The sequence below is a fragment of the Arthrobacter sp. 9E16 genome, from assembly GCF_002929435.1.
Lineage (GTDB): Bacteria > Actinomycetota > Actinomycetes > Actinomycetales > Micrococcaceae > Arthrobacter_B > Arthrobacter_B sunyaminii.
The window spans coordinates 426,750-453,486 of sequence record NZ_PJIU01000002.1 but is presented as its reverse complement, the minus strand read 5'-3'; the positions used below and the strand labels follow the sequence as shown (position 1 = coordinate 453,486).

General features: G+C 64.8%; 22 protein-coding genes. 7 read left to right on the top strand and 15 right to left on the bottom strand.

Annotated elements, in window-relative coordinates:
- Nucleotides 1-5 precede the first annotated feature (5 nt).
- Entirely contained in the window at nt 6-1,895 is a 1,890-nt protein-coding gene (locus CXR00_RS08835) for a bifunctional sugar phosphate isomerase/epimerase/4-hydroxyphenylpyruvate dioxygenase family protein (RefSeq protein WP_104054153.1), read from the bottom strand.
- A 12-nt stretch (nt 1,896-1,907) separates the two neighbouring features.
- A complete protein-coding gene (locus CXR00_RS08830) occupies nt 1,908-2,789 on the bottom strand; it encodes a shikimate dehydrogenase (protein WP_104054152.1) in 882 nt (293 codons plus the stop codon).
- A gap of 193 nt (nt 2,790-2,982) precedes the next feature.
- On the opposite strand from CXR00_RS08830, the gene CXR00_RS08825 reads away from it, so the two are divergent.
- Nucleotides 2,983-4,308 carry an MFS transporter gene (locus CXR00_RS08825; RefSeq protein ID WP_104054151.1) on the top strand — a complete coding sequence of 442 codons (1,326 nt, stop codon included), beginning with the start codon at nt 2,983-2,985 and terminating at the stop codon, nt 4,306-4,308.
- 70 nt (nt 4,309-4,378) lie between these two features.
- Here CXR00_RS08825 and CXR00_RS08820 read toward each other — a convergent pair whose 3' ends face one another.
- Nucleotides 4,379-6,040, bottom strand: coding sequence for an AarF/ABC1/UbiB kinase family protein (locus tag CXR00_RS08820; protein WP_104054150.1), 1,662 nt, complete (start codon nt 6,038-6,040; stop codon nt 4,379-4,381).
- Nucleotides 6,041-6,193: 153 nt separating this feature from the next.
- On the opposite strand from CXR00_RS08820, the gene CXR00_RS08815 reads away from it, so the two are divergent.
- Complete coding sequence (locus CXR00_RS08815) at nt 6,194-8,584, top strand: glycoside hydrolase family 3 C-terminal domain-containing protein (protein WP_258060344.1); 2,391 nt, start codon at nt 6,194-6,196, stop codon at nt 8,582-8,584.
- Between the two features lie 21 nt (nt 8,585-8,605).
- Here CXR00_RS08815 and CXR00_RS08810 read toward each other — a convergent pair whose 3' ends face one another.
- Together CXR00_RS08810 and CXR00_RS08805 are read right to left on the bottom strand one after the other, a co-directional pair.
- Nucleotides 8,606-9,658, bottom strand: coding sequence for an SDR family NAD(P)-dependent oxidoreductase (locus CXR00_RS08810; RefSeq protein ID WP_104054148.1), 1,053 nt, complete (start codon nt 9,656-9,658; stop codon nt 8,606-8,608).
- 194 nt (nt 9,659-9,852) lie between these two features.
- The gene (locus tag CXR00_RS08805) at nt 9,853-10,290 is read right to left on the bottom strand and encodes an acyl-CoA thioesterase (RefSeq protein WP_104054147.1); all 438 of its coding nucleotides are present in this window, start codon (nt 10,288-10,290) and stop codon (nt 9,853-9,855) included.
- A 274-nt stretch (nt 10,291-10,564) separates the two neighbouring features.
- Here CXR00_RS08805 and CXR00_RS08800 point away from each other — a divergent pair, with 274 nt between their 5' ends.
- Nucleotides 10,565-10,927, top strand: a complete 363-nt coding sequence (locus tag CXR00_RS08800; RefSeq protein ID WP_104054146.1) for a VOC family protein — start codon at nt 10,565-10,567, stop codon at nt 10,925-10,927.
- Nucleotides 10,928-10,946: 19 nt separating this feature from the next.
- Here CXR00_RS08800 and CXR00_RS08795 read toward each other — a convergent pair whose 3' ends face one another.
- The 6 genes from CXR00_RS08795 to CXR00_RS08770 form a co-directional block, all read right to left on the bottom strand.
- Nucleotides 10,947-12,638 carry a DUF4389 domain-containing protein gene (locus CXR00_RS08795; RefSeq protein WP_104054145.1) on the bottom strand — a complete coding sequence of 564 codons (1,692 nt, stop codon included), beginning with the start codon at nt 12,636-12,638 and terminating at the stop codon, nt 10,947-10,949.
- A gap of 117 nt (nt 12,639-12,755) precedes the next feature.
- Complete coding sequence (gene lpdA, locus CXR00_RS08790; RefSeq protein WP_104054144.1) at nt 12,756-14,156, bottom strand: dihydrolipoyl dehydrogenase; 1,401 nt, start codon at nt 14,154-14,156, stop codon at nt 12,756-12,758.
- A gap of 88 nt (nt 14,157-14,244) precedes the next feature.
- Nucleotides 14,245-15,762 carry a carboxylesterase/lipase family protein gene (locus CXR00_RS08785; protein ID WP_104054143.1) on the bottom strand — a complete coding sequence of 506 codons (1,518 nt, stop codon included), beginning with the start codon at nt 15,760-15,762 and terminating at the stop codon, nt 14,245-14,247.
- 168 nt (nt 15,763-15,930) lie between these two features.
- Complete coding sequence (locus CXR00_RS08780; protein ID WP_104054142.1) at nt 15,931-17,103, bottom strand: N(5)-(carboxyethyl)ornithine synthase; 1,173 nt, start codon at nt 17,101-17,103, stop codon at nt 15,931-15,933.
- A gap of 80 nt (nt 17,104-17,183) precedes the next feature.
- Nucleotides 17,184-17,447, bottom strand: a complete 264-nt coding sequence (locus CXR00_RS08775; RefSeq protein WP_104054141.1) for a hypothetical protein — start codon at nt 17,445-17,447, stop codon at nt 17,184-17,186.
- Nucleotides 17,448-17,600: 153 nt separating this feature from the next.
- Nucleotides 17,601-19,238 (bottom strand): ABC-F family ATP-binding cassette domain-containing protein, encoded by a 1,638-nt coding sequence (locus CXR00_RS08770; RefSeq protein WP_104054140.1) that lies wholly within the window; start codon nt 19,236-19,238, stop codon nt 17,601-17,603.
- 117 nt (nt 19,239-19,355) lie between these two features.
- Here CXR00_RS08770 and CXR00_RS08765 point away from each other — a divergent pair, with 117 nt between their 5' ends.
- The 4 genes from CXR00_RS08765 to CXR00_RS08750 all read left to right on the top strand — a co-directional run bounded on the left by CXR00_RS08765 (nt 19,356) and on the right by CXR00_RS08750 (nt 22,099).
- Nucleotides 19,356-20,249: an arginase family protein gene (locus CXR00_RS08765; protein ID WP_104054139.1), complete on the top strand. Its 894-nt coding sequence runs from the start codon at nt 19,356-19,358 to the stop codon at nt 20,247-20,249.
- Between the two features lie 164 nt (nt 20,250-20,413).
- Nucleotides 20,414-21,079, top strand: coding sequence for an SDR family oxidoreductase (locus CXR00_RS08760; protein ID WP_104054138.1), 666 nt, complete (start codon nt 20,414-20,416; stop codon nt 21,077-21,079).
- Complete coding sequence (locus CXR00_RS08755; protein ID WP_104054137.1) at nt 21,076-21,387, top strand: putative quinol monooxygenase; 312 nt, start codon at nt 21,076-21,078, stop codon at nt 21,385-21,387. Before CXR00_RS08760 ends, CXR00_RS08755 begins: the two co-directional genes overlap by 4 nt.
- Before the next feature lie 157 nt (nt 21,388-21,544).
- The gene (locus CXR00_RS08750; protein ID WP_104054136.1) at nt 21,545-22,099 is read left to right on the top strand and encodes a hypothetical protein; all 555 of its coding nucleotides are present in this window, start codon (nt 21,545-21,547) and stop codon (nt 22,097-22,099) included.
- 41 nt (nt 22,100-22,140) lie between these two features.
- On the opposite strand, the gene CXR00_RS08745 is transcribed toward CXR00_RS08750, so the two are convergent.
- From CXR00_RS08745 to CXR00_RS08730, 4 genes are read right to left on the bottom strand one after another with little or no spacing between them, the layout of a single operon-like run.
- The gene (locus tag CXR00_RS08745; protein WP_104054135.1) at nt 22,141-23,571 is read right to left on the bottom strand and encodes a deoxyribodipyrimidine photo-lyase; all 1,431 of its coding nucleotides are present in this window, start codon (nt 23,569-23,571) and stop codon (nt 22,141-22,143) included.
- A gap of 57 nt (nt 23,572-23,628) precedes the next feature.
- The gene (locus CXR00_RS08740) at nt 23,629-24,165 is read right to left on the bottom strand and encodes a MarR family winged helix-turn-helix transcriptional regulator (RefSeq protein ID WP_181032326.1); all 537 of its coding nucleotides are present in this window, start codon (nt 24,163-24,165) and stop codon (nt 23,629-23,631) included.
- Nucleotides 24,165-25,877 (bottom strand): AMP-binding protein, encoded by a 1,713-nt coding sequence (locus tag CXR00_RS08735; protein ID WP_104054133.1) that lies wholly within the window; start codon nt 25,875-25,877, stop codon nt 24,165-24,167. Before CXR00_RS08735 ends, CXR00_RS08740 begins: the two co-directional genes overlap by 1 nt.
- Nucleotides 25,874-26,725, bottom strand: coding sequence for an enoyl-CoA hydratase/isomerase family protein (locus tag CXR00_RS08730; RefSeq protein ID WP_104054132.1), 852 nt, complete (start codon nt 26,723-26,725; stop codon nt 25,874-25,876). Before CXR00_RS08730 ends, CXR00_RS08735 begins: the two co-directional genes overlap by 4 nt.
- Nucleotides 26,726-26,737: the final 12 nt, after the last annotated feature.

Here is a 26,737-nt window from a genome sequence, read left to right as displayed (position 1 = left end):
CCATCCTAGCTGGCGCCGTCCCGGCTGCCGCTGCGCGCCCGCTGATACTGCGAGGCCAGCCGCACCGGGGCGTTGGGCGCCCCATAGCCGTCATACCGCGACCGGCGCTCCACCACCTCGAAGAACACGTTTCCCACCGTTGCTGTGTAGAAATGCAGGAATTCACCGTCCTCGTCCCTGTCATACAACAGATTCAAGGACTGGAGGTTTTCCAGCAGTGCCGCGTCCAACCGGAACCGTGCCTGGAGATCCTCGTAATAGTTGTCCGGGACCGGCAGGAAATCCAGCCCCCGCTGCCGTGCCTGCCGCGACAACGCGACCACGTCGCTGCAGCCAAAGGCCACATGCTGCGGATACTCCGGACCGCCGTGGAAACCCGACTGTTCCAGTGCCATCGGTGCGATGTTCAGGGCCAGCCGGACAGCCCCGTCACTGCTGCACATCACCTGGCTGCGAACCAGGCCCATGGGGCTCGGAACTTCCTGTGACGCGCGTGGCACCAGGGAAAGGGTGGACTCGTAGAACAGCACAGCCTCGTCGAAGTGCTGCCAGGGCTGGGAGAGGTTGATGTGGTCGATGTGCGTGATCAGCGGCTCACCTTCGACGACGCCGTCGGATCCAAACTCCTCCGCCCATGCAACTGTTCCGTCCCCGGTGGCCTCACACAGGAAAATTTCAGTGGAATCCGGAGCCGACACGGCTTGCAGGACGGCTTCGTCAGCCTGGCTGCGCCTGCTGACCGGCTGCGCTTTCAGCTGCACGGCCCGCGAAGCCGCAGCCGGTGGATCTTGAACATCAAGTCCCAGCGCGGAAATCGCGGGAGCCAGGCCGCGCGCCTGCTGCTGGTTGATAATCACCCGCGCCCCGCCGGCACTCCACAGCCGGACCGGCTTTGTACGGTGGGTGCCCACACAGCTGAAACCCAGTTGGAACAGCATCCCTTCCACGTCACCGGGGTCCTCCGCCAGCACCTCGGCGAAATTGAAACCGGTTGGCTCGGCCACGACAGGGAGGGTGGCGAGGTCCATGGGATACCTGCGCGAGCCGAAGTCGTTCCCTGAAAGCTGGTTCTGCTCCGCGAGGCCCACGGAAGTCCGCTCTTCCAGCCAGATCAGCGAGCGCATGGCGTCCACAGCAGTGCGGTCCTCGGAAGTCTGCCGAAAGACATCGTTGAAAACCTCCAGTGACACCGGTCCGTTGTAGCCGCTGCGGACCAGATGCACCATAAAGGTTGTCAGGTCAAAGGCCCCCTCGCCGGGAAATACCCGGTAATGCCGGCTCCAGGACAGCACGTCGAGGGACAGCTCCGGGGCGTCTGCCAGCTGGACGAAGAAGATTTTCTCAGCCGGGATTTTTTCAATTCCGGACGGGTCCGCACCGCGGGAAAGGATGTGGAAGCTGTCCAGGCAGGTTCCCACATTGGGGTGATCCGCCAGATCGACAATCCGCTGGGCGTGCTCGTAGTCATTCACGTACCGTCCCCAGGCCAGCGCTTCATACGCGAGCCGGATTCCGTACCCTGCGGCAACCTCCCCCAGCCTGCGCAGCTGGGAGGCAGCAACGCCGTCGTCGTCAATGCTGGCGGTGGCCACGTTGCTGCACACCAGCATCGTGTCCGCACCCAGACGGTTCATCAGCGAGAATTTGGCCTCCGCACGGTAGAGGTTCGCCTCCAGGAGATCTTCACTGACGCCTTCAAAGTCCCGAAACGGCTGGTACAGATCCAGGCTTAGGCCGAGGCTGGCCGCCAGAGCCCGGATATCCTCCGGACTGTGCGGCGACACGAGAAGGTCCTGCTCAAAAATCTCGATGCCGTCGAACCCGGCGGCCGCACAAGCCCTCATTTTTTCTTCCAGCGTGCCGCTTAGGCACACCGTTGCAATGGACGTACGCACAGTGCCCCTCCCTTACAGTCCGCGCTCGATCAGATCCAGGAAGTCTGCGCGCATCAGGTCCGGATCCGGCCGGATGCCGGTAATCAGTTCAAACGCGTCCACAGCCTGGCCCACGGCCATATTGCCGCCGTCCAGCACGGCGCAGCCCCGCGCACGGGCGGCCCGGACCAGTTCCGTCTCCAGCGGACGGTAGACGACGTCGGCAACCCACTGCCGGGGTGACAGCAGTTCCGGGTCCAGGGGCAGCCCGGGGTGGGAGTGCATTCCCACCGGAGTGGCATGCATGAAGCCGTCCGCTTCAGCCAGCACGGCAGGAAGATCCGCGCTGTCCGCCGCGGCCACGGTCTGGCCGGGAAAGAGCCGGCCCAGTGCCTCGGCGCGTTCGGCAGCACGGGAGTACTCGACGTCGATCAGGGTCAGGTGTTTGGTGCCCGCCTTGAGCAGGGCATACGCGACGGCGGAGCCTGCGCCACCCACGCCCAGCTGCACCACGCGGTCCAGGACCGCATCCGGAAGGCCCGTTGCCAGCGCGGACGCGAATCCGGAGAAGTCAGTATTGTGTCCGATGAATTTTCCGTCCCGGATCAGGACGGTGTTCGCGGCGCCCAGCCGGGCGGCGTCGTCGGACACCTCGTCCAGGCAGCGCAGGACGAGCTGCTTGCACGGGTGGGTGATGTTGAAGGCGTTGAAGCCCAGATCGCGTCCGCCGTGCAGCAGGGACTTCAACGCGGGTTCGATACCCTCCCCTTGCCCGAGTACCGATAAATCCACGGGCCGGTAGAGATACCGCAGCCCCAGCCGGTCGGCGGCATGCTCGTGCATGGGCGGCGAGAGGGACGGCGTAACGCCCTCGCCAATGAGGCCAACCAAAAAAGACTCCGATGGATTACTCACGAGCGCGTCCTTTCGCGGTGCGGGGCGGGACTTCCCGCGCCGGCTGGGCGTAATACTGCGGCGTAAAAACGTTGCCGATGCCTGCAGCTGTGAGCTACATTACTTGAACTGTTCGAAATATGCACACATGTGCGGATAGCGCACACTGTTCCGTTTACTCATTCCTGCAGCACACCCTCCACAGGAGACCCCCATGACTGAGACTGTCCCAGCGGACAAAGTCCACACCAAGACGCCCAAAAAGGCGGCGGCAGCCAGCTTCATGGGCAGCGCCGTTGAGTACTACGACTTTTTCATCTTCGGATCCGCCGCGGCCCTGATCTTCCCCTATGTGTTCTTTCCGGACTCGGGCACGCAGGCATCGATCATGTCGCTGGCAACCTTCGGCTTCGCCTACGTTGCCCGCCCGGTGGGCGCGGTGGTGCTCGGCCACTTCGGTGACCGGGTGGGCCGCCAGAAAGTCCTCATGTTCACCCTGGTCCTGATGGGAGCGTCGACCTTCCTGATCGGCTGTCTTCCCAGCTTCGACGTCATCGGCTGGTGGGCTCCGGCCCTGCTGGTGGTGTGCCGGCTGATGCAAGGCCTGTCCGCCGCCGGAGAGCAGGCCGGAGCCAGCTCACTGACACTTGAACATGCACCGGATAACCGCCGTTCCTTCTTCACCTCCTGGACGCTCACCGGAACCCAGGGCGGGCAGATTCTTGCCGCACTGGTCTTCATCCCGGTGCTGGCCCTGCCGGATGACATCAAGTACGGCATCGGATGGCGCATTCCGTTCTGGCTCAGCGCCGTGGTGGTCGTGGTGACCTACTTCATCCGCCGGTCGCTGCATGAAACCCCCACCTTCGCCGCAGCGAAGGCCAACAATGAAATCTCCCGGCTCCCCGTCGGTGACCTGCTGGCCCACCACTGGCGGGATGTACTGCGCGTCATCTGCTGTGCCTTCATTGCAGCGGTGTCCACCGTGTACGGCACGCTGGCCATCAAGTACGGCACCGAGGTGGGCGACGTCGACGCGAGCATCACCCTCTGGCTTGTGGTAGCCGGAAACGTTGTCGCGCTGGGGACGCAGCCGCTCTTCGGCATGCTGGCTGACCGGATCGGGCGCAAGCCCGTGTTCATCTACGGTGCCCTCTCGTCCGCTGCGGTGATGCCGTTCTATCTGTTGTCGATGGAATCGGGAAACACGCTGCTGCAGTTCGCACTGTCCGTGGCAGTGTTTTCCTGCGGCTACGCTGCCGCCAACGCGGTGTGGCCGTCCTTCTACGCCGAAATGTTCAGTGCCAAGGTCCGGTTCTCCGGGCTGGCAATCGGCACCCAGCTGGGCTTCCTGATGGCCGGCTTCGCACCGTCCATCGTGGCAGCACTGGGCGGACTGGAGCCGGGCGGCTGGGTGGTCATCAGCCTGTTCACCGCGGCAATCAGCATCATCGCTTCGGTATCGGCCCTGACGGCAAAGGAGACGTATCGGACGCCGACGGCGGAATTGGGTATGGCCAGGAGCACTCCGAGAGCGTAATGAGCACTTGCCGCGGCTGGATCTGAACACCGGGTCGGGAGCCATCCTTGAGGATGGCTCCCGCCAGCCGCTAGTACCTCCCCATCCGCTGCTTCCGTGCGGTCCAGGCCAGATAACCGCCCAGGGCACCGGTGGAGGCAAGGCCGGCAGTCATCAACGGGGCCTGCCAGGACTTCCAGCGCTCAGCGTCCCCCAACGCCAATTCGCCCACCCCGCGGATGAAGGCCGCCGCAAAAATGGCAGCAACCATCCGGTTCCCCACCTTCTCCAGCCGTACCACCAGCGGCGCGAGCTCTTCGGCCCGTAAATGGATCTCCAGGCCTTCAAAGTCCAGTGTCGTCAGCAGCCGACGCACCTGATCGGGGAGCTCCGCGCTGAGCTCCAGCGTCTCGGCACCGGCCTGTCCCAGACGCCGGACAAAGGTTACCGGATTCATCTGGCGCATGGTCATCCGCCGGGCGTACGGGGCCAGGGTCTCACCCATGCTGAAGTCCGGATCCAGCACCTCCCCCATGCCCTCGGTCATGATCAGCATGCGCAGCAGGAGCGCCATTTCCCGGGGCAGCTGCAGGTGGTGGTTGCGAATGATGCCCATTGCCGCGTTGATAATCCGGCCCACGGGCGCGTTTCCGAGTGTCCTCCCGTCATAGAGGCGTATCAGCTGCTGGAGGTCCAGGCGGAGCTGGATCCGGTCCACGCGGCGGGACGTTGGGCACATCCGGATCAGTGCCGAGGCCATCCGCTCCGCATCCTTGCGAAGCACCGCGACAAAGAGCGCTGAGAGCTGGGAGCGCAGCCTGTCATCCACCTCCCCCACCATTCCGAAGTCAATCAGTCCGATCCGTCCGCCTTTTTCCACGAAGATGTTCCCCGGATGGGGATCTGCATGGAAGAAACCGTCCTCGAAGACCATCTTCATTTCCGCGGCGGCGGCGTCGGCGGCGAGCGCCCTGCGGTCAATCCCGGCGGCATCGATGGCCGCGGTGTCCGTAACCTTTAGTCCGTACAGGCGCTGCTGGGTCAGGACCTTGGATGTGCTGAAATCGGCATACACCTTGGGAATGTGGACAGACGCACTGTCCTGGAAGTTCAGGGCAAAACGGTTGGTGTTGCGGGCTTCCTGCTGGTAGTCCAGCTCCTCACGGAGGGTCTCGGCGAACTCCTCCATCAAACCCTTGACGTCATAGTCGCGAGCCGCTTCCCAGTGCCTTCCCGCATAGCCGGCCAAACCCAGGAGGATATCCAGGTCCTCATTCACTTCCTCTTCCACACCCGGACGGCGGATCTTCACCACCACGTCGGCGCCGCTGCGCAGCCGGGCAGCGTAGACCTGCCCAATGGAGGCACTGGCCAGCGGCGCGGTGTCGAAGGCGGAGAACCTTTCCATCGTGTCCGAGCCCAGTTCCGCCTGCAGCACCGGCTGGATCTGATCCCATGGCACAGGCTCGGCTTTGTCCTGCAGCTTGGCCAGTTCCTGCTGGTACCTGGGCGGCAGCAGGTCCTGCCGGGTGGACAGCAGCTGCCCCATCTTCACAAAGGTGGGACCCAGCTCCTCCAGCGCCCGGCGCAGGTATTCCGGGGCGTTTGCCGCGCCCGGCGGCCGGTCTGAAGGTTGCGGCCTGCGCCGGAAGGGCAGCCGGTTTTCCAGGCCCGAGGCAGCGACAAGGTAGCCAAACCCGTTGCGGTACAGGATTTCGGCGATCTGGCGGTAGCGGTCGAGGTGGGTCTTCATGCGTGGGCTCCCGTCCCGGAGGCAGGCCGTGGAACACTGCAACCGTATCTGAAACCCTACGGCCGGGCAGGGAGGTCCTAACAGGGTGCACCTGCCCTTTCACAGCCGGGGGCACGCGCTTAGACTCGGAACCCACCGATGAGGGAGACGTTCGTGGATATACCAGCCGCACTCCGGGACCTGAGCCTGGAGGACAAGATCGCACTTCTGTCCGGAGCGGGGTTCTGGGAAACCGTTGCCCTGCCCAACCATGGAATCCGCCCCCTGGTGCTCTCCGACGGTCCACACGGCGTCCGGAGGCCGTCCGGCGAAGCCGTCCTGGGGCTCGGTGAGTCCTTTCCGGCCACCTGCTTTCCCGCAGAATGTGCCACCGCCTGCTCCTGGGACCGGAGCCTGCTCACTGAACTTGGCACCGCCGTCGCACGCGAGGCCCGGCTCCAAGGAGTGGATGTCCTGCTGGGTCCGGGGCTCAACATCAAGCGCACGCCCCTGTGCGGCCGCAATTTTGAGTACTTTTCGGAGGATCCGCTGCTGGCCGGGGAGCTGGGGGCGGCGTGGACGAGGGCGGTCCAAGCCGCCGGGGTGGGGACGAGTCCCAAGCATTTCGCCGCCAACAACCAGGAGGCGGATCGGATGCGGGTGGATGCACTGGTTGACCAGCGAACCCTGCATGAGATTTACCTGCGTGCGTTCGAGATTGTGGTGCGTACGGCGGAACCGTGGACCATCATGGCTGCCTACAACAAAATCAACGGACTGCACGCCGCCGAGAGCCCGTGGCTGCTCGGGGAGGTGCTGCGCGGAACTTGGGGCTATGAGGGAGCCGTAATGTCGGACTGGGGTGCCGTGACCAACCGTGCGGCCGCGCTCGCTGCCGGACTGGACCTGGAGATGCCCTCCAGCGGCGGCCTGGGTGCCCGGGAAATCACCGCCGGGCTGGACGCGGGAATGGTCACGGAGGAACAGATTGACGCTGCGGCTGCCCGGATCCTGCGCCTCGTGGACCGCGTACCGCCCCGATCAGGCAGCGGCACAGCCGACACAGCAGGGACAACCGACACAGCAGGGACAGCCGGCAGCGGCGCAGCGGTGTATGCGGCCAGTCACGATCTGGCGCGGCGGGCGGCAGCGGCTTCGATGGTCCTGCTCAAGAATGAAGGCGGTATCCTTCCGTTGCAGACCGAAGGCGCCGTGGCCGTTATTGGCGAGCTGGCCCGCACCCCCCGGTACCAGGGAAGCGGTTCCTCCAAGGTGAATCCGGTCCGCCTTGTCAGTCCGCTCGACGCCCTGCAGCAGGATCTGCCCGAGCTCTTGTTTGAACCCGGATACGCCCTCCCCGCCAGTCCGGCTCCGGAGTCCGAAGCAACTCTCCTGAGCCAGCCCGGGGCCGGGCCGGTCGACTTGATCGAAACGGCCGCGGCGGCCGCCGCGGCAGCCGTTACCGCCGTCGTCTTCCTGGGGCTGCCCGACGAGGCGGAGTCCGAAGGTTATGACCGCACCACTCTGGACCTGCCCGACGAGCAGCTCGAGCTGCTCACCGCCGTTCTGCAGGCGAATCCGCGGACCGTGGTGGTGCTCTCCAACGGCGGGGTGGTGACCACGGCCTGGGCAGATCGTGTTCCCGCCCTCCTGGAAGCCTGGCTTCCGGGCGAAGCGGGCGGGTCGGCGCTGGCCGACGTCCTGCTTGGCCGGGCGGACCCCGGCGGACGGCTGGCCGAAACGATTCCCGTCCGGTTGGAGGACACCGCCGCTTACGGCAACTACCCGGGCGAAAACGGCACCGTACGGTACGGCGAAGGGGTGCTGGTGGGCTATCGCTGGTACGACACCCGGCGCCTGGAAGTGGCTTTCCCCTTTGGGCACGGGCTCTCCTACACCAGTATCGGCTACACGGACCTGGATATCCGCAGCACCGGTGCCGGCGCAGACCAGGAAGTGCACGTGGAACTGACGGTCACCAATACGGGCGGCCGCGCCGGCAGCGACGTGGTGCAGCTGTACGTGGGCGCTCCGGATGACGACGGCGCCCAGCAGCGTCCGCTGCGTCCGCTGCGGGAACTGCGCGGGTTTGAAAAAGTGCACCTGGGTCCGGGTGAATCCCGCCGGCTGAGGTTTTCCCTCGATGCCCGCGCGCTGTCGCGTTTTGATCCGGAGAGCATGTCCTGGGTAGCCGACGCCGGCGAGTACCGCATTGAGGTGGGGGCGTCCTCCCGTGACCTCCGGCTGGCCGGGGTTGCCGCCCTTGACGGAACCGTTCCCGAGCCTTCGCTGAGCACGGCCTCCTCCATTCAGGAGTGGCTGGCGAACCCTGCCGCGGCTGCGGAACTGGTGTCCGCCCTAACCGCCGCGGCCATGGCGGGGATGGATGCTGCCGGTCAGGACAACACGGGCGGCATGGATAATACCGGGGGTCTGGCTGCTTCCCTGGCACTGGTGGGCAATATGCCGCTGAACCGGATGGCACGGTTCCCCGGCAGCCCCGTAACGCCCGATCTGCTGAAGCAGCTGGAAGGTTGGCTGCAGGGCACCCGCGGCGCACAGTGATGTGCCCGGCTCCACCAGCATTTAAGCGATGCCCCAGCCTTCGTCCGCCGGGAGGATGGCGCCCGTAACGTTGGCGGCGTCGTCGCTCAGCAGATAAGTCATGGGCGAGGCGATTTGCGCAGACTCGATGTCGGGGGACGTCAGCGACAGCGACGGAACCGGCCCGGCGCCGCCCAGTGAGCCGTAATTGGACTCAAGCGCAACCTTGGTGGGCCGGGGGATGACCGCGTTGACCCTGATGCCGCGCGGGCTGTATATGAAGGCCGCGCTGCGGGTCAGCCCAATGACGGCATGTTTGGAGGCGGTGTAGGCAGCTCCCGCGATCGAACCGCGGAGCCCGGCCTGGGAGGACACGTTGATGATGGACCCGCTCCCCCGGGAAAGCATCACCGGAATCAGCGCACGCGACAAACGGAACGGTCCATCCACGTTGATGCGGAAAACGCTCTCCCACAGCTCGTCCTCCACCTCATGCAGCGCAACCATGTCGTCGGCGATTCCCGCTACGATGGCGAGTCCATCCAGCCGGTTTCCGACCTCCGCCGCAATCTTGTCGACACCGGATTGGGTGGAGATGTCAGCTACGACGCCGCTGACGTCCAGGTCCTGATTGCGTTCCAGCAATGCTTCCATCCGCAGGGTGCTGAGATCGACGGCCAGCACGCGTCCGCCTTCACGGGCGATCCGCAACGCGGTTGCGCGTCCAATCCCCGACCCGGCACCGGTCACCACCACCGTCTTGCCGTCAAAACGGCCTTCGACCAAAGGCTCGCGCCAATCGTTGGGCGCCGGGGGCGGAGCAGACGGAAAGAGGTGGGCCGTTGCCGGATGAACCGACGGCTGATCGATGAGCCGGTTGGCCGCTTCCACCATGAGGTCCAGATGTTCCGTAGTGATGACGCCGTTGCTGAGCGTCGCCAAGGTGGAAAGAGGCAGCATGCGGATCGCATACAGTGCCCGTGCATCCGGACTGCGGCGGGCGAGCAGGTCGATCAAGACGGTGCGCCCCGTGGGGTGGTCAAGCCAGTCGCCAATCAGGGATTCAGCGCTGAGATGTTGTACGGGATCCGGCATCAAGGCTCCGTTCCGAGCGGCGTCAGCCGCGGCCCGGAAGGGTACTGGCCCGGTCCACCGCCGCAGCCGCACCTTGCATCCAAGGGCAAATGCTGCTGGGTCGAGTATCCCACGGGGGATGCTCCTGCGGCTCCCGCGGACGGCGCAAAGGGAGCCCGGTGCAGCAAAACGGTCGCTGCCGGGTCCTGCGGTCCCTAGGCGTCGACGGCGACGGCGACGGGGAGGTGCTCGGCGGGCAGCCGGTCCCGGTCGTAGGTGATCTCCGTATAGCCGTGCGGGGCGGGATTGCCGTCCGGGCCAAGGTTCACGAAAACAATCCGGTCGATCGTCAGGATGCTGCGACGGGTCACCATGTTGCGCACCTCGGCCCGCATGGTCAGTGACGTGCGGCCAAATTTGGTGGCCCGCAAACCCATTTCGATCAAGTCGCCCTGCTGGGCGGAGCTGACGAAGTTGATCTCCGACATGAATTTGGTGACGACTCGACCGTTGCCCATCTGCAGGATGGCGTAAATTGTTGCTTCTTCATCGATCCATCGCAGAAGGCTGCCGCCGAACAGTGTGCCGTTGGCGTTCAGGTCTTCCGGACGGACCCATTTCCGGGTATTGAAGTTGATATTCTGGAGATCCATATTTCAAGGTTAGCGAGGCCCGGCGGGCTTAGGCGGACGGCTGTGACCGCGCAGACGGACGGCCGTCACACCCGTCACGCCGGTGTTTCGCTCCCGCCCCGGCGCTGCGCCGTTCCCCTGGGAACCCGGTGACTGAAAACACCCCGCCGTCGGGAGGGTTTCCGGTGCCCGGCTGCAGTCTTCCATGTTGACTGGATACGGACCCGGTGTTAGTTTCAGGCTCCAAAACCAACTTGGCTTATCACAGCGAAGATCCTCCGGCCGGGAGCCCTCCATGACCCTTTCCTTTGCCCAGATTGCCCTTGACTCCGTGGATCCCCGCCGTCTGGCCGAGTTCTGGATCCAGGCACTGAACTACCGGGTTGACGAGGAAGAAGAGGGCGTCATTAGTCTGGTCCCCAGGGATGGTGACGGTCCGCCGATCGATATCCTGACCGTGCCGGAGCACAAGACAGTGAAGAACCGTCTGCACCTGGACCTGCGGGCCACGGGCTCCACGGGCTCCGAAGAAGTCCGGCGGCTGCTGGACCTGGGCGCCGTCCGGGCGGACGTCGGCCAGGATCCGGACGTCACCTGGACGGTGCTGGCCGACCCCGAGGGCAATGAGTTCTGCGTCCTCGGAACCTCCGGCGAATAGTCCCGGCCCGCGCAGAGGACTAGTCGCGGCTAGGGCGTCCCGTTCCCGTCGTCGTTCCCGGTTCCAGGTCCGGCCTGCCCAGTCCTGCGGCCTCGTCCCTGCGGTCGGCAGGACCCTGGTCCAGGCGGAAGGGCGGATACTCGTCCCGCATCAGCGCAGCATAGGCCAGCACCCGGTAGGACCAGCGGTTCAGCCCCATAATGAGGTCAAAGAGGTGCCGCGGATAGCTGCCGCGGAACAGCAGGATGACCGCCGCGATGAGGACCAGCAGCGCCAGCAGAGATAACCCCTGGCTGCTCACCACATCGGGGGCGCTCTCCCACCCGTTCTCCCAGGCATCGGTCCACATGCCGCCCGGAACCATCCCGGTCCAGTTTTCGGATTCCTGCCCACCGGAAACATAGAACCTGTTGACGACAATTGCTGCTTCAGAGAACGCACCGACCACCAGTGCCTGCGGTATAACGAGGAGCCACCACTTCACCAGCACCAGCCAGCGGGAGAGCTGCCGGGGGTAGTCAACACTGAAGTCCGCCGGATAGTCCGTACGGTCCAGCGTGAACGGCGGATACCGGTCGGTGCCCAGGACACGGGTGGCATAGAACGTTACCCGCCAGCTCCAGCGCACCACGCCCACGTTGAAGTCAAACAGTCCGTGCGGGTACCGGCCGGTGAACAGGATGGCAAAACCGGCAACCACGGTAGACACGAAGAAAGCTATCCATAGGAAGAACAGCACAATGTAGTGCGGGATTGCCAGGAACCATTTGACCAGCCACATCCAGCGCGAGAGGTTCGGATCGATTTCTCCGTAGAGCCGCACCGGATAGCGAGGACCGGTCAGTCCCGGATCGCGCACGCCAACCCTCGCCGCCGCGGTGGCCCCGCCGGGCCTTACAGGGCGGTACCCGGAGCCCGGTTGCTGCCCCTGCCCGTAGCGGTCCTGCATCTGGCCGTAGGTCTGCGGGGTACCCGGCGTCTGAACAGGTTGCCCCGGCCCTCCAAGTTGCCCCGGCACACCAGGTTGCTCCCCTACAGCACCCGGCCCCACCGGGCGGCGGCGCAGCCCCGATGATCCGATCACCACGAGGGCAATTCCAGCTACGAGGAAGACGATGCTGGAGATCAGCAGGATCCAGGTGACCGGCTGGAGCAATTCGGAGCGTGCACCCACTTGAAGCTCCGCTGAGACCGGCCGGCTCCCGTCAGCATTCATCACCACTGCGGACCAGTCACCTTCGTCCAGGTTCCATTCCAGTGACTGCTCGCCGGTGCCGCTGGATGCCGCCGCCCAAAAGCCCTGCTCAACCGGAGGCGCAGGAGCCCGGGTTCCGTTCACCTCCTCGTACTCGGCGCGGAACGGACGGAAATCCACTTCCTGCAGCTCGCTGTACTTCACGTCAAGGAGGTAACGGTCCACCTCATCACTCGGGCCAATACCGATAAAGAGTTCCTGGCCGGACTGAGTTGGCTCTCCCTGCACCAGCAGGGTTGCCACCTGATCATCCGAGCGCACCCCGTTGACTTCAAGGTCCGGCACGATCAGGGCGTACGAGTCAACCTCGTAGACCTCCTCGGGAACGGAGAGGTAGCGGTCATCGCCCTGGCCTGCGTTGAATATCCCGACAGCGGCGGCTCCCACCGCCAGTCCCAGCCCAATAAGCATCAGCAAACAGCCGATGACGAACATGACAATCCTGCCGGTCCTCATGACGCTTTCCCGCCCGGTCCACCCCTATCCAAAGGGTTGTCCGGCCGCGCCGCAGAGTCAACACCGTGAACCCGCCACCCTCATCCCGGCCGGGATCCACCGGCTCTTTGCACTGCGTCAAAAGTTGATCATGTGCCCGGTCAGGCCGTGGAACGCCTCCTGCAGTGCCTCGCTCAGCGTGGGGTGTGTGTGCACATTCCGCGCCAGCTCATAAGCGGTCAGGTCCCATTTCTGCGCCAGTGTCAGTTCGGGCAGAAGCTCGGACACATCCGGTCCGATCAGGTGTCCGCCAAGCAGCTCGAGATGCTCTTTGTCCGCCACCAGTTTCACGAAGCCGACCGGCTCGCCCAGACCGTGGGCCTTGCCGTTGGCCGTGAACGGGAAGGTGCTCACCACCACGTCATGGCCCTCATCGCGTGCCTGCTGCTCGGTGAGTCCGAAGCTGGCCACCTGCGGCTGGCAGAACGTGGCCCGGGGCATCATGCGGTAGTCCCCCAGCGGCATGGTTTCCGCTTTGCCGATGGTTTCCGCCGCCACCACCCCCATGGCCTCGGCCACGTGGGCCAGCTGCAGCTTGGCTGTCACATCGCCGATGGCGTAAATGTGCGCAACGTTGGTCCGCATGAATTCGTCAATGGCGATGGCCCCGCGGTCGGTAAGCTGCACACCGGTCTTTTCCAGGCCGTAACCCTCCGTCCGCGGCGCAAACCCGATGGAGAGCATCACCCGGTCCGCTTCGATGGATCCGTCCTTGCCGTTCTTGTCCTTGTAGGTCACGGTCACCGAGGAACCGTTGTCGGTCACCGTTTCCACCTTGGTGGAGGTCAGGATCGGTATCCCCAGTTTCTTGTACTGCTTGGTGATTTCCTTGGACACGTCTGCATCCTCGTTGGGCAGCGCCCGGTCCAGGAACTCGATGATCGTGACGTCCACCCCGTAGCTGCGCAGCACATAGCCAAACTCCATGCCGATGGCGCCGGCGCCGACAATCACCATCTTTTTCGGCAGGTCCCGGTCCATGATCTGCGCCTCGTACGTCACCACGTTGTCCGAGAGCTCGACGCCGGGCAGCAGGCGCACATAGGTTCCGGCGGCAATGATGGCATTGTCGAAGGTAATGGTCTCGGAGCCGCCCTTGGACAGGGAGACCTCCACGGTGTGGTCATCGGTGAACACCCCGTGCCCGTCATACTCGGTGATCTTGTTCTTCTTCATCAGGAAGTGGACACCCTTGACCCGCCCGTCCGCCACCTGCCGGCTGCGGTCGAACGCAGCACCGAAATCGAAGCTGACGTCACCGCTCATGCCGAACGTTTTCGCCTGGTTCGTGAAGATCTGGGCCAGTTCGGCATTGCGAAGCAGCGCCTTGGAGGGAATGCATCCCACGTTCAGGCATACTCCGCCCCAGTACTTCTCCTCCACCACTGCCACGCTCAGGCCCAGCTGGGCGGCACGGATCGCCGCCACATAACCGCCGGGACCGGCTCCCAGGATAACGACGTCGTAATGTTCACTCATGCTGCCAACTCTCCTTATGCACACTGCGGTGGATTGAGGATCGGACTAAAGCTGGGTTAAGACTCCCACAGGGAGTCTGCGGACTCCATCACAAATACCCGCGGTAGCCTGCCCAGGCACGGCGACGCTCCGGAAAGGGATCGGATTCAATCCGGTCTTCACGGTCGAAGATCCGGGTCTGCCGCTCCACCGGCTCGTAGGGCGGCCAGTCCGGCCCCGGATCGCCCGTCTTCGCCAGGCTCAGCAGGGTTCCCTGGAACCGTGCCGAGAGTTCCTTCAGGGCCGCTGCCCCGCCGAGCAGGGACAGGGCCCGCGTAATGGGCTCGCGGGTCTCACCGAACATCACGGGGACATCCATGGCGTGGGTCGCTCCGAAGCCAAGCAGGTTCATCATGGGCGTGGCGAAGTCATACCGGTAGGACCAGGTTGGAGCCACCAGGGAGTGGGACTCGGCCACCACAGTGGACGGATACCAAAAGACGAGGTCACCGCTGATTTCCACCGACCGCTGTTTGGACGGATAACCCGGATAAGCGGCCAGCACGCGCGACTGCGCCGCCGGGTCGGTGCCCGCGAACATCTTTTCGATGCGGTCCGGAGTTGAAGGAAGGATGTCCACCACTTTGGCGAACAGTGCCCCTTCCTGCGCCATCGTTCCCAGCACCAGCGGTACCGGAGCAGACTTGCCCTTCATGAAGACGTCAAAGGGATGCTCCGGCAGGAATTCCCCGTCAATCACCGGTGACACACTCAGCGATCCCGGTTTGTCGGCCGGGCCTATTTTGGACGTCAGCCGGTTGGTTGCCTGTACCAGGGCGGCGGCCGGGAGGACGGCCAGGGCTTCGGCGGCGTCAGACAGGGGCACCTTGAGGATCTTCAGCAAATCCCGTGCCCAGGAGGCGTGGAGCTCCGGGGAGTACGCGCTGGAGGGCGCCGGGCTCTGGGCGTAGGCCTTGTGGAACAGGCCTCGGGCGGCCGGAATGCACATGAGCGACGTCACCGAGATGCCGCCGGCGGATTCGCCGAAGATGGTCACATTTCCCGGATCGCCGCCAAAGTTCACGATGTTGTCCCGAACCCATTCCAGCGCAGCCACCTGGTCCCGCAGACCGAGGTTTGAGTCGAACGTCCGTTTGGCGGTAGAGAAGGAGCTGAAATCCGTGAATCCCAGGGCACCGATCCGGTAGTTCAGAGATACGTAGAGCGCTTCTCCAGTCCGGACCAGATGGGAACCGCGGTAGGTTTTTACGGTGGAGGACCCGGAGCTGAAGGCGCCGCCGTAAAAGTACACCAGCACGGGAAGTTGGTCCGCGGCCGGTTCCAGGGGCGCCGAGATGTTGAGTGTCAGACAGTCCTCGTCCATCGGTGCCCGCCTTCTGGAGCCGGTCAGGGACGGGTTCCGGGACTGCGGCGGCGCTGCCCCGAAGGCGCTGCCGTCCAAGACCCCGTTCCACCCGGCCGCCCGCTGCGGTGACCTCAGCCGCAGCTCTCCCACCGGCGGCGCAGCATAGGGGATGCCGCGCCAGGTCCGCACTCCGTTGGCCACAATTCCTCGGACCAGGCCGTTGTCCGTAGGGATCAGCAGGGATTTAAGGTCAGTGGTCATGAGCTGCTCGATTCCGGTCGGCGGTCACGGTGCGGCCCTAGAACCATAGACCCCGACGGCGCGCGTGTCCTAGACACGAGCCTCATCGGAGCTTCGATCACCGTCAACTCGTCTGCGGCCCGTGATGAAACCGCCGGCCGGGACCCGGTTTTGGCACCGGGTCCCGGGTCATACCGTGGGCAGCACCCCGTGGGGATACTCCGCCGAACGGCCTTGGAATGCCAGGACCGCCGGATTCAGGATCCGCCCATTCCGAATTTCAATCGCACGCCGCACGCTCGACTCCTCATCCCAGGAGTCAGGCCCGGACATTACCGTGCGGAGGAAAGGAAGCACTGCCTCGCTGATTTCCCACGTCGCCGAGTCCCACAGGTGGGACGGACTGTGATCCACGGCGTAGTACCGGACGGCATTGCCCACCTCGAAGACGGGGTCGGCAAAGCTGGTGGGCTTGGCCCAGGAGAAGCCCATGCCTTCGTCGCAGGAAACATCAATGATCATGCTGCCCGGGGCAAAAGCAGCCAGGTCGTCTTCCTGCAGATAGGTCAGAGGGGCGTTGGGGTCCTGCAGGGTGCAGTTGACCACCAGGTCGAACCCGGCGAGGTACGGTGCCAGCGGTTCGCGGCCGTCGTCAGTAATGACGTGGCTGAGGTGGGGCAGGTCGGCGTCGCGCTCAAAGCGTGAGATCCGCGCGGAGTGGATGGGCGAGCCGACGGCGGCGGTGTCCCGGTTCGTGAGCACCTGAACGTCGTGGATTCCCAATGCATTCAGGGCGGTGACGGCGCCGCGGGCAGTGGCGCCGAAACCGATGACCGCGGCGCTGAGCCGCCGGCCGTAGTCGCCCGTTGACCCGGCAAGCTCCAGCGCGTGCAGAACCGAGCTGTAACCGGCCAGCTCATTGTTCTTGTGGAATACGTGAAGTCCGAATCCGCCGTCCGAGTTCCAGTGATTCATGGCTTCAAAGGCAATGAGGGTCAGCGACTTGTCCACGGCCAGCTGGGTGATGACGCTGTCCTGGACACAGTGAGGCCAGCCCCACAGCACCTGACCGTCGGAAAGTTCGCGCAGGTCCTGCGCCTGCGGCTTGGGCAGCAGGACCACATCCGACGCGGCTATGACCTCACCGCGCGGAGCCATCCCGCCCACAAGGGGAGCCAGCTGATCATCACCGACGCCAAACCGCTCACCGTAGCCCTGTTCAAGGATGATCCGGGCCCGCAGATCGGCGTCGATCCGTTCCAGATGGCGCGGATGCAGCGGAAGGCGCCGTTCATCGGTCTTGCGTGAGGTCGCAATGACCCCCAGGGTCCTCAGCGAGCTGTCCGTGAATGTGCTGCTCATGCGTACTCCCAAGTTTCACCCGGCCAGGTGCCGGGGCTACTGAGACTACTCCCTGCACCGCAGTAGCCAGCGGTACACAGCTAGGCGGCGGCGAAGGCCAGTTCGCGCGAACGCACCGTAGCCGGCTGCACCGTGGCGGCGGCAACGCGCTGCAACCGGCGATGCACCAGAATCTCCTTCAGGCACAAAAGGGCCACCGCAGCTACGTTGAGGGCGGCTTTGGTGCCGGTTGACCAGTCGGTCGTGACGCACAGGATCCAGACACTCAGCAGGACCGGCACATCCATGACGCGCAGGCCCTTCGCCCGGTCGGTCCTTCCACGCAGTTGCTGCAGTGAAGCCATGATGACTACTCCCCCAAAAAAGACCGAGACTAAAAACCGAGACCACGCAATTAAGCCGCATCCAATGCAGCGCATTCAATGAGGGGCAGGCAAGAAATAAACTGTCGGTAATTATTACCACATTCCGGCAGTGCGCCGGAACTCAGGACATCCTCACTGAATAGTGACGGAACCTCCGCCCACATTCCAGCGGGCATCGAGCCGGACATTTTCCAGCATCCGCCGGTCATGGGACACCAGCAGCAGGGCTCCCTCGTAACTCTCCAAGGCCTCTTCCAGTTGCTCGATGGCCGGCAGATCCAAGTGGTTGGTCGGCTCGTCGAGCACCAGCAGGTTCACCCCGCGCGCCTGCAGCAGTGCCAGCGACGCCCGGGTCCGCTCACCCGGGGACAGGGAGTCCACCCGGCTGGTCACCTGATCGGCCTTGAGCCCAAACTTGGCCAGCAGGGTGCGGACCTCGGCGCTGTTCATTTCCGGAACGGCCGCCTCAAAAGCGTCTCCCAGCGCCATTGCATGGTCCAGCTGCCCTCGGGCCTGGTCTATCTCCCCCACGGCCACCGACGACCCCAGCGACGAACTGCCTTCGGTAGGTTCCAGGCGTCCCAGCAGCAGCGCCAGCAGGGTGGACTTTCCGGCGCCGTTGGGACCGGTGATGCCGATCCGCTCCCCGGCATTGATCTGGACCGAAACCGGTCCCAGCGTGAATGATCCGCGCTGCACCACCGCGTTGTTCAGGGTTGCGACGACGGAGCTGGACCTCGGAGCTGAACCGATGGTGAACTGCAGCTGCCATTCCTTCCGCGGTTCCTCCACCTCATCCAGTCGCGCAATCCGGGATTCCATCTGCCGCACTTTCTGTGCCTGCTTTTCGGAGGATTCCATCGACGCCCGGCGCCGGATCTTGTCATTGTCCGGAGATTTCTTCATGGCATTGCGGACACCCTGGGAACTCCATTCCCGGGTCGTGCGGGCACGCGATACCAAATCCGCTTTCTTGTCAGCGAATTCCTCATACGCCTCGCGGGCATGCCGGCGTGCAACGCTCCGCTCCTCCAAAAAGGCGTCGTACCCGCCGTCGTACACAGCCACCTTGTTCTGCGCCAGGTCGAGTTCCACCACCGTGGTCACGCAGCGTGCAAGGAATTCCCGGTCATGCGAGACGAGGACCACGCCCCCGCGCAAACCCTGAACAAACTCCTCCAGCCGTGCCAGCCCGGCCAGGTCCAGGTCATTGGTGGGCTCATCCAGCAGCACAATGTCGAACCTGCTCAGCAACAGGGCAGCGAGCGCCACCCGGGCCGCCTGACCGCCGGACAGCGATGTCATCAGCGCCTCTGCGCCCACGTCCAGTCCCAGCTCGGCGAGAACAGCGGGAATCCGGTCGTCGAGGTCCGCGGCGCCGCTGGCCAGCCAGTGGTCCAGCGCGACGGCGTAGGCGTCGTCGGCCCCTTTGGCTCCGGATCCGAGGCCCTCAGCCGTGGCTTCCATCGCTTCCGTGGCTGCCGCGGCACCGGTGCGGCGCGCAATGTAACCGGCCACGGTCTCACCTTCCACGCGCTCGTGCTCCTGGGGCAGCCAGCCGATAAAGGCGTCGGCGGGAGCAGTGGACACGCTGCCGGCCAGGGGTTCCGCTGCACCGGCCAGCAGGCGAAGGAGGGTGGATTTTCCGGCGCCGTTGGAACCCACCACGCCCACGACGTCGCCCGGCGCGACAGTCAGATTCAGATGCGAGAAAAGGGTGCGGTGTGCGTAGCCGCCGGACAGATCCCGGGCTACGAGTGTTGCAGTCATACCTCCATCCTATTTTGTTTGCGGCCGCCGGTTTTTCGGCGGTGAAATTTGCCGTGTTCCCTGCCCACCCGTCGCCGTACCCTTATCCGGGGCACCGGTCCGGCGTAAGTTTGGCCCATGAACTCGACCTCTCCCACCGGTCCCGGCGCATTGCGCCTGATCTTTCCGCAGTGGCAGGGCGCCTCCGGGCCCGCCACCCACCAGTTGCATCCGGGGGTGGACGCGCACGACACCCAGTTGTCCTTCAACCTTGGTCCGGCCCTCCTGGAGCTGATGGCTCCGGACCATGACGGGGCCACTGCATATGTGCCCGTCAGCACGGACACCACCGACGAGGCGCTGGCAACAGTTGACGGCATCTACGCGCGCGACGCGGTGTTCCGCCAACTGATGGAGGCACTGAAGATTCTGCGCGACGCGGAACCGACGTCGGTGGTGACCTTCGGCGGCGAGTGTTCGGTCAGTGTGGCTCCCTTCAGCCACTTGGCCTCCGTTTACGGTGACAGCCTTGCGGTGCTGTGGATCGATGCCCACTCCGATACCGGAGTCCCGGGCGATTCCTACACCGGATTCCGTTCCATGGCGCTGGCGACCCTGGCGGGTGAGGGAGATGCCGGAATTATCGCTGAACTGCCGGCGCTGATACCGCCGGCAAACATTCTGCAGGTCGGCCTTCGGCACTGGGACAGCGAGGGCATTGCGGTTAAGGAACGCCTGGGCATCCAAACTGTTGGCATTACGAGCACCCCCCGCGACAACCGCCAGGTACTCGAATGGATTGCCGGAACCGGCGCACAGCAGTTGGCCATCCACATTGACCTGGATGTCATTGACCGCCGTGACTTCACCGGTTCGGTGGGCCAGGACACTGACGGGATGCGGATGTCCGAGCTCGTGAGCCTGGTTTCCGACGCCGCCGCAGTGGCGGATATTGTCGGGCTCAGCCTGACCGAGCATATTCCGATGGAACTGGTGCGGCTCGGCGGCCTGCTGCGGGATCTTCCGGTCTGACGGGACATCAACTGCGGCCGGCGCTGCGCATCGCTACCGCGCCGTTTTATTCCCGCCTTACCGCTGTTCCCGGAAGGCTCCGCGCATAGCGGAACAACTATGCATGAGAACCATCAGCGTGCTTATGGTGGGCACCGACACTGATCCCCATGAAAGGACTCACCATGTCACGCATTGCCATCATCGGAGGCCACGGCAAGGTTGCCCTGCATCTCGCCAGGGACCTGAGCGCCAACGGCCACCAGGTCACCTCGCTGTTCCGAAATCCCGATCACACGGCCGACGTCGAAGCCACCGGAGCCACCGCCGTCGTCGCCGATGTCGAGAATCTCTCCACTGACGAAATTGCGCAGAAGCTCGCCGGCCAGGACGCCGTGGTGTGGTCTGCCGGCGCAGGCGGCGGAACGGCTGAACGCACCTATGCTGTGGACCGCGACGCCGCCATCCGCTCCATGGACGCAGCCAAGGCTGCCGGTGTTTCGCGCTACGTCATGGTGTCCTACTTCGGCGCCGGACCCGATCACGGTGTTCCCGAAGATGACGGGTTCTATGCCTATGCCGATGCCAAGGCTGCGGCCGATGAATACCTTCGCGGCAGCGGACTGGATTGGACCATTCTCGGACCGAGCGCCCTGACCATGGATCCGGGCACGGGAAAGATCGAAACCGGCCCCGGCGTCGAGGGCACCCAGGTCTCCCGCGAGGATGTGGCGCTGGTCGCCGCTGCCGTGCTGGACCGTCCCGCCACCATCGGGCAGACTATCGAATTCAACAACGGTTCGGTTCCGGTCGACGCCGCCCTTGACGCTTTGAAGGAGCAAAACTCATGAGTCTTGTTGTAGTTGCCACGATGGTGCCGAAGCCTGAGTTTCGGGATGACGTGATTGCGACTTTGGAAGACGTGATCGCACGCGTCCACGCCGAGGATGCCGGCTGCGAGGTCTACAGCCTCAACGAGGGACCCGACCGCCTGGTGATGATCGAAAAGTGGGCCAGCCCCGAAGATCTGCAGGCCCACTCGACCAGCCCTGCCTTCCAGGCCCTGACCGCTGCCCTTGAGGGCAAGATGGCGCAAGACATGGATGTCCAGATCCTTCAGCCCCATCCGGCCGGCACTCCCGGCCAGGGCCAGGTTTAGGCTTACAGTCGAGTATTCAGAGGCCCCGAAAACCCCTGCTCTGAGGTATTTCGGGGCCTCTTTGGCATCCCTGTGTGATCAACACCTTCTTTCAGTCCGCGCCCGGCCCGGTAAAATTGGTAGAAGAAGCCCGGATTCGTATGAAAGTTAGGAGCCATTGGACCTCACCACCACACTGCGCCGCATTGACTACGGCGAGCCTTCGGAGCACGGCGCAACGACCTATCTCCTGCACACCGCCGCCGGAACGTTTCGCACCCAGCCGGACAACATCCGGCCCCGGTCCCTGGCCCTCGCAGTGCCCGTCAGTTCCGATCTTCCCGCCCGGCCCCGCCTCACGCTGGTGCTCGACGACGAACGGAGCGTCGTGGACTGGCGGCCTGCCATTGAGGAAGAGCAGCCGCCGGGCGAAGTGTCACTGCAGGAAGTTGAGTGGGACGGGCACTTCGGCTTGGCTGTGGACTACTACGACACTGCCGCAGCGGCCGCGGCCGCACCGGACACCCGCTGGGCAGTCGTCCGCAGCGGCCCCGACCGCAGCTTCGTGATCGGCCCCACCGCCGACTATGCCGCAGCTTTCCGAGTAGCCCTGGATCACAATCTCTCCGACGACTACCGCGCTGATACTTTCGACGACAGGTACATGGTGATACAAGCCTCCCTCGCCGAGTGGGCCTGCTACGCCGCCGAGGGCCCGCGCGCTGACAGCTGAGAACGGGCTGACATCTGAGATCCCGCCCGCTGTGCAGCCGCTCAGCGAATGCTCTCGTACACCTCGAGCGCGTGCCGGCGGGACTCTTTAAGGTCCACGAGCGGCTCGGGATAGGCGGGTGTCAGTGCGTCAGGCACCCAGCGGGCGATGTAGGCGCCGTCAGGATCAAAGCGCTTCGCCTGCGTTTGCGGATTGAAGATCCGGAAGAACGGAGCTGCGTCCGCGCCGGAGCCTGCGACCCACTGCCAGTTGGCGGGATTGCTCGCCGGGTCTGCGTCCACCAGTGTCTCCCAGAACCATTCCTCGCCCACCCGCCAATGGATGCCCAGGTTCTTGATCAGGAAGCTGGCAGCCACCATCCGCACCCGGTTGTGCATCCAGCCCATGCTCCACAGCTGCCGCTGGCCGGCGTCGACCAGTGGAATCCCTGTTCTACCGGCCTTCCACGCGTCAAGGGCATCGAGGGCATCCAATTCATCCGGCCGGGACTCCGACGGCGCCGGCACACCCTTCCCGCGCAGGATCGCCGGGGTCTGCGGTCCGGAGCCCTCCGGATGTTCCCAGGGAAACCCGTCGAAGGCGGGCCGCAGGTTTTTGGTCGCCAGATCCGGGTTGTGGAAGAGCTGGTGCCAGCAGAACTCGCGCCAGCCGATCTCGGTGCCGAACAGATCGGGGCCGGGTCCGTTCCCGCGGACGCGCGACAGTTCGTGCCAGACCTGGAACGGACTCACATGCCCCCACCGCAGGTACGGGGAAAGCCTGCTGGTGCCGGGCTTCGCCGGGCGGTCGCGGCCGTCGTCGTAATCCTGCACCGGGCCGGCCAGGAAGTCGCTGAGGGCGGACAGGCCGGCTTCCTCACCGGGGGTCCAGGCTTCCGCCAGTCCTGCAGCCCAGTCCGGATGCAGCGGCAGCAGGTTCCAGTCCGCCAGGTTCTCGCCGGCAGGGATGGCCGGTGGAGCAGCGGCTCCCTCCGGCGCCGAGAGGGGTGCCCGGAAATCCATTGCGGAGACGGTCCGCCAGAACGGGGTGAAGACCCGGTAGGGTCCGCCGCCGCCCGTCCGCACGGTCCAGGGTTCGTGCAGCAGCGACGCCTGGAAGCTCTCCGCCTGCACATCCGCACCCGCGGCCCACTCCTTGACCGCGGTGTCCACCTCCCGCTCCGGCCCGCCGTAGCGCCGGTTCCAGAAGATCCGCTCCGCACCAGCCTCCTGCACGAACGCGGGAACAACTCTGCCCGCCGGGCCCCGCAGCAGCACCAGCGGAATGCCCAGGGCCTCAAGGTCTTCCCGCAGCGTCTTTGGTGCGTGGTGCAGCCACCACTTCGCGGCGGCCCCCAGCGGACGGATGCCCGGTGACTCCTCATCCAGAACATAGAGGGCTGCCGCGCCGCCGCCATCGGCTGTAGCCAGCAGCGCCGGGTTGTCCGCAGTGCGCAGGTCGTCGCGGAGCCAGGCGATAGAGACCACGGGCAGGTCCTTTCCTTGGATAACACGACACTACCCGTGGCCCGGGCGCAATGGCCCCGGCCATTACGGAACTGCCGTTTGGCCCTCGCCTGCGGACTCATCGAAATCTCCTGCCTGGCGCCGGAACCGGGTCAGGATCTCCGTCAGTGCTGTCAGGTCCTCCTGGCCGAACCCCGGACGGGAAAACACCTCCTGGTTCAGCGCCGAAGCGGCCCTGGGTACAAGTTCCCTGCCGGCAGGAGTGATTTCCACCAGCACGGTCCGCCCGTCGGACGGGTGCGGGCGCCGTGCAGCCAGCCCCGCCTGCTCCAAACGGTCCACGGCATTGGTGACCGACGTCGGATGCACCTGCAGTCTTGCCCCCGCCTTCGCCATCGGCAGCGCTCCGGTGGCAGTGAAACTCAGGAGCGCCAGCAATTCGAAGCGGGAGAAGGACAGGCCAAACGGCTTAAGGACACTTTCAACCCGGGTCAGCAGGATCTGGGAAGTGCGCATGACAGCAGTCACTGCCGCCATGCCGGTGGCGGCGTCACTCCACCCGTGTTCCTCCCAGTGTCGCCGGGCCTCGGCTATGGGGTCCTGGACCAGAGGTTTCGGTATCACCCGCGCAGCTCCGGGAACTCGTCATCCCGGTACTCGATCCCGGTCCGCACGGCGCCGCCGTCGCTCTCCAGGGCGCGCAGCTGAACCCGTCGGATCTTTCCGGACATGGTTTTGGGCAGCTCATGGAATTCCAGCCGCCGGACCCGCAGGTACGGAGCCAAATGTTCGCGGGCATACCCAAGGATCGCCAAAGCTGTGTCCCGGTTCGGCTCCCATCCGTCGGCGAGCGCAACGTAAGCCTTCGGCACCGCCAGGCGCAGTTCGTCGGGAGCAGGAACGACGGCGGCCTCGGCCACCGCAGGATGCTCAATCAGGACGCTTTCGAGTTCAAACGGGCTGATCTTGTAATCGGAGGCTTTGAACACGTCGTCGGTACGCCCTACATAGGTGATGTAGCCCTCCGGGTTCCGGACCGCCATGTCTCCGGTATGGAAATAGCCGCCCTCCATGGCTGCTTGGGTGCGTTCAGGGTCGCCCCGGTAACCGGTCATGAGGTTCAACGGCGTACCGGCAAGGTCCAGGCAGATTTCACCCTCGTCTGCTGCCAGGCCCGTTGCGGGATCGATGAGGACCACCGGAACGCCGGGCAGCGGACGGCCCATGGAGCCCGGGTGCAGCTCGGCGCCCGGGGTGTTTCCCACCAGGGCGGTGGTTTCGGTCTGGCCGAACCCGTCCCGGATGGAAAGCCCCCAGGCCGACTGCACTTTGGAAATCACCTCCGGGTTCAGCGGCTCGCCGGCACCGATGAGTTCACGCAGGTGTTCCGGACGTTCCCCGAGGCTGGATTGAATCATCATCCGCCAAACCGTAGGCGGCGCGCACAGGCTCGTCACTCCGGCCCGGTGCATCTGTTCCAGCAGCGCCGCCGGACGGAACCGTGCGTAGTTGTAGATGAAGATTGTGGCCTCGGCGTTCCACGGGGCAAAGAAACTGCTCCAGGCGTGCTTGGCCCAGCCCGGGGAGCTGATGTTCAGGTGCACGTCCCCCGGCTGCAATCCCAGAAAGTACATGGTGGACAGATGCCCCACCGGATAGGACACCTGGGTGTGCTCCACCAGCTTCGGCCGGCTGGTGGTGCCGGAGGTGAAGTAGAACAGCAGCGGATCCGCGGCATCGGTGACAGTTTCCAGCGGGACCGGCTCGGCGGCGTAGGCCTGCCCGTAGTCCAGCCATCCGCTGTGCAGCGGCGCGGCGTCCCCTCCGCCCACCAGGATTCTCTTGTAAGCGCCGGGCACGTCGTCGAACTTCGCTGCATCGCCCGCATTGGCGATCACCCAGCGCGCTCCGCCGCGGCTGATCCGGTCCGCGAGGTCCGTGCTTCCGGCAGCGGAGGCCGTTGGCATGATGACGGCACCCAGCTTCATGGCCGCGAGCATGGTCTCCCACAGCTCCACCTGGTTGCCCAGCATCAGCATCACGGGGTCGCCCTGCTCGACACCCTGGGCCGAGAGCCAGGCAGCTACCTGGTCGGAGCGGCGAACCATGTCATCGAAGGTGTACTTCTGCTCCGATCCGTCCTCTTCCACAATCCACAGGGCACAGGCGGCGTTGCCGCGGGCCATGGCGTCGAACCAGTCCACAGCCCAGTTGAACGGCCCCTCCAGCCGCGGCCAGGAAAAGGATTCCACGGCCTTTTCATAGCTGCCGGACAAGGCCAGCAGCTCGTCGCGCGCGGTACGGAACGTAGTGGTGGCGCTGTTCTGGTTCATCGTGCTTCTTCCTCGTCTTTGGGGGTGCCGGCTGTGATAGTTGATGAGGCGCGGCCCGGACCGGTCCAGGTGAACACCGGTTCTTCCTTGGCCAGGAAGGCGCGGACACCAATGACCGGATCCGGTGCCGCTGCCATGTGCTCCTGCCAGCGGTTGCTGGCCTCCTCCAGCGCGTTCCGGCTGCCGGGGACCGCGATAATGTCCACCAGTTCCTTCATCGCCTGCAGGGAGAGCTGGGATCGGCCGGCCAGACGGTGCGCAAAGGAGGCGACGTCGGTCCAAAAATCGGCCTGCGGAATAACCCGCTCAACGAGGCCCAGCCGCAGCGCCTGTTCCGCCGGAACAAAGTCGCCGCTGAACAGCAGGTACTTGGCGGCGCCGGGACCGGCCAGCCGGACCAGACGCTCGATCCCGGAGAGCGGATAAACAATGCCGATCTTGGCCGGTGTGATGCCAAAAACGGCCCGGTCCGAGGCCAGCCGGAAATCGCACGCTCCGGCCACCTGCCAGGCTCCGCCCAGGCAATAGCCGTCCACGGCGGCAATGATCGGCTTGGGGAACGCGGCAATGGCCTCCTCCCCCGCCGTGACATCACCGCCGTCGTGCAGTCCATTGTCCGGATTGTGCAGGATGGCCTTCAGATCGGAAATATCCGCACCGGCAGAGAAATCTTCTCCGCCGCCGCGAATAATCACCGTCTTGACGGCGGGATCCTCCGCCAGCGGGGCGAGCACGCCGGCGAACTGCCGCCACATGCGCGAGGTCAGGGCGTTGCGGCGGCCCGGATTGGACATGCTGACCGTGGCCACCGGACCGTCCATCGTGACCTGCAGGGTGCCTTTGCTCATGGAGTTCCCAGC